At 37.5% G+C, this 7530-nt stretch carries 6 protein-coding genes and 1 tRNA gene; 6 read left to right on the forward strand and 1 reads right to left on the reverse strand.

Features of this window, described 5'->3' with window-relative positions; all coding sequences use genetic code 11:
- The first annotated feature begins 1314 nt into the window (after nucleotides 1-1314).
- The 6 genes from ACU52_RS10770 to ACU52_RS10795 all read left to right on the forward strand — a co-directional run bounded on the left by ACU52_RS10770 (nucleotide 1315) and on the right by ACU52_RS10795 (nucleotide 7140).
- The gene (locus ACU52_RS10770) at nucleotides 1315-2631 is read left to right on the forward strand and encodes a DEAD/DEAH box helicase (RefSeq protein WP_053398779.1); all 1317 of its coding nucleotides are present in this window, start codon (nucleotides 1315-1317) and stop codon (nucleotides 2629-2631) included.
- Nucleotides 2632-2759: 128 nt separating this feature from the next.
- The gene (gene serC, locus ACU52_RS10775; RefSeq protein WP_021854350.1) at nucleotides 2760-3827 is read left to right on the forward strand and encodes a 3-phosphoserine/phosphohydroxythreonine transaminase; all 1068 of its coding nucleotides are present in this window, start codon (nucleotides 2760-2762) and stop codon (nucleotides 3825-3827) included.
- Nucleotides 3828-4015: 188 nt separating this feature from the next.
- Complete coding sequence (locus ACU52_RS10780; RefSeq protein WP_021854351.1) at nucleotides 4016-4933, forward strand: NAD(P)-dependent oxidoreductase; 918 nt, start codon at nucleotides 4016-4018, stop codon at nucleotides 4931-4933.
- 39 nt (nucleotides 4934-4972) lie between these two features.
- Nucleotides 4973-6220 (forward strand): DUF1015 domain-containing protein, encoded by a 1248-nt coding sequence (locus tag ACU52_RS10785; RefSeq protein ID WP_053398780.1) that lies wholly within the window; start codon nucleotides 4973-4975, stop codon nucleotides 6218-6220.
- A 43-nt stretch (nucleotides 6221-6263) separates the two neighbouring features.
- Nucleotides 6264-6851 (forward strand): IMPACT family protein, encoded by a 588-nt coding sequence (locus tag ACU52_RS10790; RefSeq protein WP_021854353.1) that lies wholly within the window; start codon nucleotides 6264-6266, stop codon nucleotides 6849-6851.
- A 200-nt stretch (nucleotides 6852-7051) separates the two neighbouring features.
- Nucleotides 7052-7140, forward strand: a tRNA-Ser gene (locus tag ACU52_RS10795).
- A gap of 151 nt (nucleotides 7141-7291) precedes the next feature.
- On the opposite strand, the gene ACU52_RS15285 is transcribed toward ACU52_RS10795, so the two are convergent.
- Nucleotides 7292-7530 (reverse strand): hypothetical protein (locus ACU52_RS15285; protein ID WP_053398781.1); only part of this gene is annotated, 239 nt, incomplete at its 5' end.

The raw sequence follows: 7530 nt of genomic DNA on the forward strand, positions 1-7530 counted from the left end.
GGAAATTCATTTAATTTGTTTATTGGCATACCATGTTTTTGCTTTTAATTTAAACATTTTTTTTGCAATGTGAGATTGTTAGCTTTCGTAAATGTGTCGTAAATTTAGAATAGGTAAATGCAGTGTTCTGTTTCTTTTCATCTATTTAAGAACTTGTTATTTATGTTGATGGCGTAAATTGACATAATGTCAATACTATCGCATGATTGCTTTCTATTTGGTTTTAGATGGAGCTCTCAGACGGCGATATTTAAAAATTAAAATTTGCTGGCCGTGAAAACAGATAGTTTTTGTGTGTAAGGGTAAACAAGTGAGTTTCAATGTATTATGCGGAGTTGTGCCGATGTGCGCAATTAAATTGGCGTGTTTTTATGCCCAAACGTTCTTTTTTTAATAATATAAATCGGCTTTTGGGAACCAGAATACGGGTGATTTGTGCCTCGAAAGTGGCTGAATTGTCTTATAAAAGCATGCCTTTTATGTGATTATGTAAATAAACTTTACCGAATCAATACATTTTAGAGCGCTTAATTTTCTATTTCGTCATAAAATCGTGACATAAGTGTAATAACATATTGAATGGCTTAAGACGTGTTTTAGTATCAAAAAGAATTCTTTTATATAATTATACTACTTCAGTAAGATATGATTAGTGCTTAGTGTTACTGCAATCATCGTATAATTATATAAACGACTTGTTAAAATATTAATCAATTATTTGCTGTAAATAATGCAGATGAGAATGGTTCTTATTCCAATTTTATCGTAATATATACGATTGACAATGTTACCGGATTAATTATCATAGTTTTAGTTAGAGCATTCTTAGAGCGCGATTTTAAATTGTACTATTGCATGCTTTTATTCTCGATGTTATGTGTAAATATATAAATTAACGACTAACAGTAACAGCTTGATAATATGTTTTTTATATTCAGTAAATTAATATAATATTAGTGAAATTATCAGGGCGCAGACGGTGCGTGTTCTGGAAATAGAGTTTAATCCTAGCCCGTCATGTTGTGTGGATGACTGCTTGAAATTAAAATTAAGTATGTCGCCGGAATATGTTATAATTGGTGATTGGTGGGGTGCTACGGATTGCTGGTAATGTTAACTAAGATGATTGGCCGACTAAATTTTGTTCTTAATCTAATAATAAAATTTGCCACATATTTATATATAATCAATATTTTTCATTATCTTTGCCGATATAAATGATCTGACGTTATGATAGCGGCGTTGCCGGCAATCATATGTCTGGTGCTAAAATTTAGTGATAAATATTATGATTTTTGAATAAAGACTGACATTATGAAAATTCAAGATATATTACAGAGGTTAAAAATTGAATCTCTAAACAAGATGCAATATCAGGCAGGTGACGTGCTGGTGAATACAGATTCTGATTTGGTTATATTGTCTGCTACGGGCAGCGGTAAAACGTTGGCATATCTGTTGCCATTGGCCGGCATGCTTAATCCTGAATCTGACAGGGTGCAGGCTGTGGTTGTAGTTCCCGGACGTGAATTGGCGTTGCAGTCGCATGATGTGTTTTCACGTATGGCATGTGGCTTGCGCTCAATGCCTTTGTATGGTGGGCGTGCAGCTATGGACGAACATAAGAATTTGCGTAAGGTTAGACCACAAATTGTATTTGCTACTCCCGGCAGGCTTAATGACCACCTTGATAAAGGCAATATTGATGCCGATGGTATAAAATATCTGGTGATAGATGAATTTGACAAATGTCTGAAGATGGGATTCCATGAGGAAATGAGCGCATTGATAGATAAGTTGCCATATGTGGAAAGAAGAGTGCTGCTGTCTGCCACTGATGCAAACGAAATACCCGGCTTTGTTAATATGGGCAGAGTTGTGCGTCTTGATTTTCTTACAGATGAGCAGATACCTGAACGTATTAATCTTTTTGTGGTTAAAAGCAAGGAGAAGGACAAACTGGATGCTCTTAACGCCTTGCTATGCAGTTTTGGCGTGTCAAGCAGCATAGTATTTCTGAATTATCGTGATGCTGTTGAACGTGTAGCTGATTATTTACGGAGTAAAGGCTTTGTTGTAAGCGCGTTTCATGGCGGACTTGACCAAAAGGCACGCGAGGATGCTATTTACAAATTTAGCAATGGCTCGTCAAGTGTGCTCGTTGGTACAGACTTGGCTGCCCGTGGCTTGGATATACCGGATGTGGATAATATTATACATTATCATTTGCCTCAGGGTGAAGATGAGTATATACATAGGGTAGGGCGCACGGGCCGTTGGGAGGCATGTGGCAGGGCATTTCTCTTGCTGGGACCGGAAGAAACAATTCCTGAATATATAAAAGACATGCCTGATGAATACGTATTGCCGAATGATATAGAAACACCTCCGCAGCCCAAAATGGTGACGTTATATATCGGAAAGGGCAAAAAGGATAAAATATCAAAAGGTGATGTGTTGGGATTCTTATGTAAAATTGGAGGACTAAAGGGTGATGACATAGGACGCATTGATGTTAAAGAACGCTGTTCTTATGCAGCTGTGAGTCGTGAAAAATTGAAAAGCGTATTGACGAAAACTTCCGGCGAAAAGCTAAAAGGTATTAAAACTATAGTGGAGTTGATAAAATAATGCGATAAACAGAAAATAGATTATATATTTTCTTGAAAAAAATTTGCCAGTTCAAATAAAAGTCGTAACTTCGCAAGTGCTATGAAGCAAAAAATGTATAATTGTTAATTTTAAACCAAAACTATCAAATGAAGAAGTATAACTTTAATGCAGGTCCGTCAATTCTTCCACGCGAAGTGATTGAGAATACTGCGAAACAGATTTTAGATTTCAATGGCAGCGGCCTTTCTTTGGCAGAAATTAGCCATAGAGCAAAAGATTTCCAGCCTGTTATAGACGAAGCAGTGGCACTTATTAAAGAGCTGCTTAATGTTCCTGAAGGTTACTCTGTTCTTTTCTTAGGCGGCGGAGCTTCTTTGGAATTCTGCATGGTACCTTATAACTTCCTTATAAAGAAAGCTGCTTATTTAAATACTGGTGTATGGGCAAAGAAAGCCATGAAGGAAGCCAAATTGTTTGGCGAAGTTGTTGAAGTGGCTTCTTCAGCTGATGCAAACTTTACTTTCATTCCTAAGGGTTGGACTTGCCCCGATGATGTTGACTATCTGCATATAACAACAAACAACACTATTTACGGAACTGAAATCCGCAAGGAACTTGATGTAAACGTTCCTATGATTGGTGATATGTCTTCAGACATTTTCAGCCGTCCTGTAGATGTTGCTAAATATAAGTGTATATATGCCGGTGCACAGAAGAACTTGTCAATGGCAGGTGTTACTATCGTTATCGTTAAGGATGATGAACTCGGTAAGGCTCCGAGAGAGATACCTACAATGTTGAACTACCAGACTCATGTTGAAAAGGGCTCTATGTTCAATACTCCTCCTGTTGTTCCTATTTATACAGCTCTCGAAAACCTCCGTTGGATTAAGAAGATGGGTGGCGTAGAGGCTATGGATAAATTGGCTCATGAGCGTGCTGATATCGTTTATTCTGAAATCGACAGAAATAAACTGTTCCGCGGTACAGTTAATGCAGAAGACCGTTCACTGATGAACATCTGCTTCGTTATGAACGAGGAGTATGCTGAACTTGAGAAGCCGTTCTTAGAGTATGCTACTTCACAGGGTATGGTTGGTATCAAGGGCCATCGCTCTGTCGGCGGATTCCGTGCAAGCTGCTACAATGCTCAGTCAATAGAGGGCGTACAGGCACTTGTTAAATGTATGAAAGACTTTGAAGCTCAGCATTAATGCTGTAGCAGACAAAATGTAATGGTGTGTCGCTTGAATAAATGCGACATGCTGAATATGCAAGAGAAGCATATCGTCGGCGAGGGTTGATTATCATATAATCTCTGGCATGGTGTGCTTCTCTTGTTCATTAAAGTATTTTGGTCTTAACCTTAAATTTTACAAACAACAATTTAATTAACAACGAAATGAAAGTATTAGTAGCAACTGAGAAACCCTTTGCAGCTGTTGCTGTTGAAGGAATAAAGAAAGAAATAGAAGGTGCAGGCAACGAACTCGTGTTGCTTGAAAAATATACAGATGTAGCTCAGCTTCTTGATGCCGTAAAGGATGCTGATGCTATGATTGTACGTTCTGATAAGGTTACTCCGGCTGTGTTGGATGCAGCTAAAAATCTTAAAATAGTAGTACGCGCCGGTGCTGGTTACGACAGCATTGATACAGCTTATGCTAAGGAAAAAGGTGTAATTGTAGAGAATACTCCTGGACAGAATTCAAATGCCGTTGCAGAACTTGTATTTGGCTTAATGGTTTATGCTGTTAGAAATTTCTATAATGGCAAGGCCGGTACAGAGCTTATGGGCAAGAAACTCGGAATTTTGGCATTTGGTAATGTAGGCCGTAATGTGGCTCGAGTTGCTAAAGGCTTTGGAATGGACGTTTATGCTTACGACGCATTCTGCCCGAAAGAGGTTATTGAGGAGGCTGGCGTTAAGGCTGTTGATTCTCAGGAAGAATTATTCAAGAATTGTGATGTCGTTTCTTTGCATATTCCTGCAACTCCTGAAACAAAGCAGAGCATCAACTATAATTTGGTAAATATGATGAAGAAGGGTGGTATGGTAGTAAATACAGCCCGTAAGGAAGTCATCAATGAGCCTGAGTTGATAAAGCTTATGGAAGAGCGTACAGATTTGAAATATATTACAGATATTAAGCCTGATGCAGATGAAGAGTTTGCTAAATTTGAAGGACGCTACTTCAGCACTCCTAAGAAGATGGGTGCACAGACTGCTGAGGCTAACATTAATGCTGGTATTGCTGCTGCAAAACAGATTAATGCTTATTTCAAGGATGGTTGCACAAAGTTCCAGGTAAATAAATAATTATTGATATCTTAACTGTAATATAGAAGGAATAATATTATGGCTAAAATTAAACCATTCAAAGGTATACGTCCGCCGAAACAGTATGTAGAGGAGGTTGAGTCTCGTCCATATGATGTGCTTGATTCAGAAGAGGCACGCGTAGAGGCTGGCGATAACGAAAAGAGCCTTTATCATATAATTAAACCTGAAATTGATTTTGAACCGGGTACAAGCGAATATGATCCGCGTGTATACGAGAAGGCCGCAGAGAACTTTAAGAAATTCCAGGATAAGGGATGGCTGGTTCAGGATGATAAGGATAATTATTATATCTATGCTCAGACAATGAACGGAAAGACACAATACGGACTCGTTGTTTGTGCTTTTGTTGATGATTATCTTAATGGTGTGATTAAGAAACACGAACTCACTCGTCGTGACAAGGAAGAAGACAGAATGAAGCATGTTAGAGTTAATAATGCAAATATTGAACCTGTATTCTTTGCTTATCCTGACAATACCGTATTAAATGATGTAATTATGAAGTATGCTCAGACAGAACCTGAGTATGACTTTATTGCACCTATTGACGGATTCCGTCATCAATTCTGGATTATCTCTGACAGCAAGGATATTGAAGTTGTTACTGAGGAATTTGCTAAGATGCCTGCATTGTATATTGCAGACGGTCATCACCGTTCTGCTGCCGCTGCTTTGGTTGGTGCAGAAAAGGCAAAGCAGAATCCTAATCATAAGGGTACTGAAGAATATAACTACTTCATGGCTGTTTGTTTCCAGGCTTCTCAGCTTACAATTCTTGATTACAACAGAGTTGTGAAAGACCTTAATGGTCTGAGCTCAGAGGAATTCTTGACAGCATTGAGCAAGAACTTCGACGTAGTAGAGAAAGGTGCAGATATTTATAAACCTGATCATTTGCATAATTTCTCTCTTTATTTAGATAATAAGTGGTATAGTCTTACTGCTAAGCAAGGTACATTTGATGACAAAGATCCTATCGGTGTTCTAGATGTAGATATTTCTAGTCGCTTGATATTGGATGAAATATTGGGAATAAAAGATCTCCGCTCAGATAAACGTATAGACTTTGTGGGTGGACTTAGAGGTCTTGAAGAGTTAAAGCGCCGAGTTGATAGTGGTGAAATGCGTATGGCATTGGCTCTTTATCCTGTTACTATGCAACAAATTATGGATATTGCAGACAGTGGTAAGATAATGCCTCCTAAGGCTACTTGGTTTGAACCGAAATTGCGCTCAGGACTTATTATTCATAAACTTGTTTAAAGAAGAACAAACTTAAATTTTTTAATATAAATACACCAGCTTAATGGGTATTGATGAATTTAAGACAATAACGAATGTTGGCGAGGGAACTTATTCTGAAAAGAGGAGTAAGTTCCTCGCTTTTTCACATCATGTGGAGTCTGAAGATGATATAAGGGAGCTGTTGGCTTTTTATAGGAAGAAGTATTTTGATGCTCGTCATGTCTGTTATGCCTACATGTTGGGGGCTGAGCGAAAGATTTTTAGAGCAAATGATGACGGAGAGCCAAGCAGCACAGCAGGTAAGCCAATCCTTGGGCAAATTAACAGTAGTGGATTGACAGATATACTTATTGTCGTTGTTCGCTATTATGGTGGCGTTAATCTTGGTACTGGTGGACTGATTGTTGCATATAAAACAGCTGCGGCTGCAGCAATAGAGAATTCTGTTGTTGAAACTAGGCAAGTTGAGGAAATTATTACATATAACTTTCCATATGTTATGATGAATAATGTTATGAGAGTTGTTAAAGATATGAAGCCTAGAATATTATCTCAAACGTACGATACTACTTGTGAGATTAAGTTAAGTATACGTTTGTCTGAAGCTGAAATATTGAAAGCTAGACTAGCAAAACTTTCTTTTGAATAACCTGGTTTTCATATTAAAGCACACCACGAGAACATTTATGTTTAATGACTTTTGATCGGCATAAAAGTTATACAAGTTTTGAACATATTTGCTTTTTTCTTTGTTATATAAAAAAATAGTATTACCTTTGCGGTGAGTTAGAAAAGAAAACTTTAAACCTTGCAGTTGGTTTTCTGCATTTGATTTGAGTTTTCGTTTATGGAAGATTGGCAGAGTGACCGAATGCGCTGGACTCGAAATCCGGTATACCCATTTACGGGTATCGGGGGTTTGAATCCCTCATCTTCCGCTTTAAAGCAGATATATTACATGTATATCTGCTCTTTTATTTTTTTGTAAGTCCGAGTAACCTCAACATTGTTCGACACCACAATATAAGTTTTACTTAAAAAAACTATTACTGTCATAGGATAATATTTTTGAATATCTATTTTTTATATTTAATTGCTTTTAGATTTTATGACTCCATAGAAATTTATTTGGAATGAAATTCTATGGAACCAGTTTGCAGTTTTCTCCCTTTTGAATTCAAACACCTTTAAATTCTGCCATCGGTCTTTGGTTTTTGCCATTAGCGTATAATTTTCATCCATCTTTGCCGGTTTTATTTCCCGTTCCAGTGTCACAAGTCTGCCTATTTCTTTAGTAAAATATAATAATGTGAATGGTGTAATATTGG

Source organism: Xylanibacter rarus (assembly GCF_001275135.1).
Lineage (GTDB): Bacteria > Bacteroidota > Bacteroidia > Bacteroidales > Bacteroidaceae > Prevotella > Prevotella rara.